This window comes from Formivibrio sp. oc-25, assembly GCF_055810895.1.
Genome location: NZ_JBVVOL010000076.1, coordinates 1 through 2,035, shown reverse-complemented (window position 1 = coordinate 2,035; position 2,035 = coordinate 1). Strand labels below are relative to the sequence as shown.

Annotated in this window: 1 protein-coding gene and 1 riboswitch; the gene reads left to right on the top strand. The window is 60.7% G+C overall.

Going from position 1 to position 2,035, the window contains the following annotated elements; all coding sequences use genetic code 11:
- Positions 1-90, top strand: a riboswitch (TPP riboswitch). This riboswitch is flagged as partial in the annotation.
- Positions 91-125: 35 nt separating this feature from the next.
- On the top strand, positions 126-2,035 hold a 1,910-nt coding region (thiC, locus tag AC0KVQ_RS16350), incomplete at its 3' end, for a phosphomethylpyrimidine synthase ThiC (RefSeq protein ID WP_473422258.1).

Sequence of the window (2,035 nt, the reverse complement as noted above, 5' to 3'; positions counted from 1 at the left end):
CGCTAGGGGTTCCGCGCGTTGCGCGGATGAGAGAGTCCCTTCGAACCTGATACGGTTAATACCGGCGCAGGGAAGCGAGCAAACCTGACTTTTGCTCTCCCTGCTGCTACACACTGGAGAGCAGCATGAACAAGCCCGCAGAATTCCTGGCCAGCACCGCGTCTGTCGACGAGGCGTCCGTCCAGCCTTTCCCCAACTCGCGCAAGGTCTACGTGACCGGCTCGCGCCCGGATATCCGCGTGCCGATGCGCGAGATCAGCCAGACCGACACCCCGGATGCCTTCGGTGGCGAGAAAAATCCTGCCATCTACGTCTACGACACCTCCGGCCCCTACACCGATCCGGACGTGAAGATCGATGTGCGCAAGGGGCTGGCCCCCATTCGCGCGGCATGGATTGAAGAGCGTGCCGATACCGAAATCCTGCCGGCTCTGACTTCCGACTACGGCCGCATGCGCGAAGCCGACAAGAGTCTGGACGATCTGCGTTTTGAGCTCACGCGCAAGCCGCGCCGTGCGCAGCCCGGCAAGAACGTGACGCAGATGCACTACGCCCGCCAAGGCATCATCACGCCAGAAATGGAATACGTGGCGATTCGCGAAAACCTGCAACGCGAACAGTACATCGCTTCGCTCAAGGCACTCGGTGCCAAGGGCGAGAAGATGGCGGCGATGATGCTGCGCCAGCATCCGGGCCAGAACCATGGTGCCAACATTCCCGAAACCATCACGCCGGAATTCGTGCGCAGCGAGATCGCCGCCGGTCGCGCCATCATCCCCAACAACATCAACCACCCGGAAGCCGAGCCGATGATCATCGGCCGCAATTTCCTGGTGAAGATCAACGGCAACATCGGCAACTCGGCGGTGACTTCCAGCATCAGCGAAGAAGTCGAGAAGATGACCTGGGGTATCCGCTGGGGCTCCGACACGATCATGGACTTGTCCACCGGCAAGAACATCCATGAAACGCGCGAATGGATCATCCGCAATGCGCCGGTACCTATTGGCACGGTGCCGATCTACCAAGCGCTGGAAAAGGTTGATGGCAAGGCCGAGGACCTGACCTGGGAAATCTTCAAGGACACGCTGATCGAGCAAGCCGAACAAGGGGTGGACTACTTCACCATCCATGCCGGCGTGCTATTGAAGTACGTGCCGCTCACGGCCAACCGCATGACCGGCATCGTTTCCCGCGGGGGCTCGATCATGGCCAAGTGGTGCCTGGCACACCATAAAGAGAACTTCCTCTACACCCACTTTGCCGAAATCTGCGAAATCATGAAGGCCTACGATGTGGCCTTCAGCCTCGGCGATGGCCTGCGCCCCGGTTCGGTCTGGGATGCCAATGACGAAGCGCAACTGGGCGAACTCAAGACGCTGGGCGAACTCACGCAGATTGCCTGGCAGCACGATGTGCAGGTGATGATCGAAGGTCCGGGCCATGTGCCGATGCAGCTGATCAAGGAGAACATGGATCTGGAGCTGGAGTGGTGCCACGAAGCGCCGTTCTATACGCTGGGCCCGCTGACCACCGACATCGCCCCCGGTTACGACCACATTACTTCGGCCATCGGCGCGGCGCAGATCGGCTGGTACGGCTGCGCCATGCTGTGTTACGTCACACCGAAGGAACACCTCGGCTTGCCGAACAAGGCCGACGTGAAGGAAGGCATCATCACCTACAAGCTGGCTGCGCATGCGGCTGACCTGGCCAAGGGCCATCCGGGCGCGCAGATCCGCGACAACGCGCTCTCGAAGGCGCGCTTCGAATTCCGCTGGGAAGACCAGTTCAACCTCGGCCTCGACCCGGACCGCGCGCGCGAATTCCACGACGAAACCTTGCCGGCGCAAGGCGCCAAGATCGCGCATTTCTGCTCGATGTGCGGCCCGCATTTCTGCTCGATGAAGATCACGCAGGACGTGCGCGACTTTGCTGCCAGCCAGGGATTGAGCGAAGAAGATGCGCTCAAGAAAGGCATGGAAGCCAAGTCGATCGAGTTCGTGCAGAAGGGGGCCGAGGTGTATCACAAGGC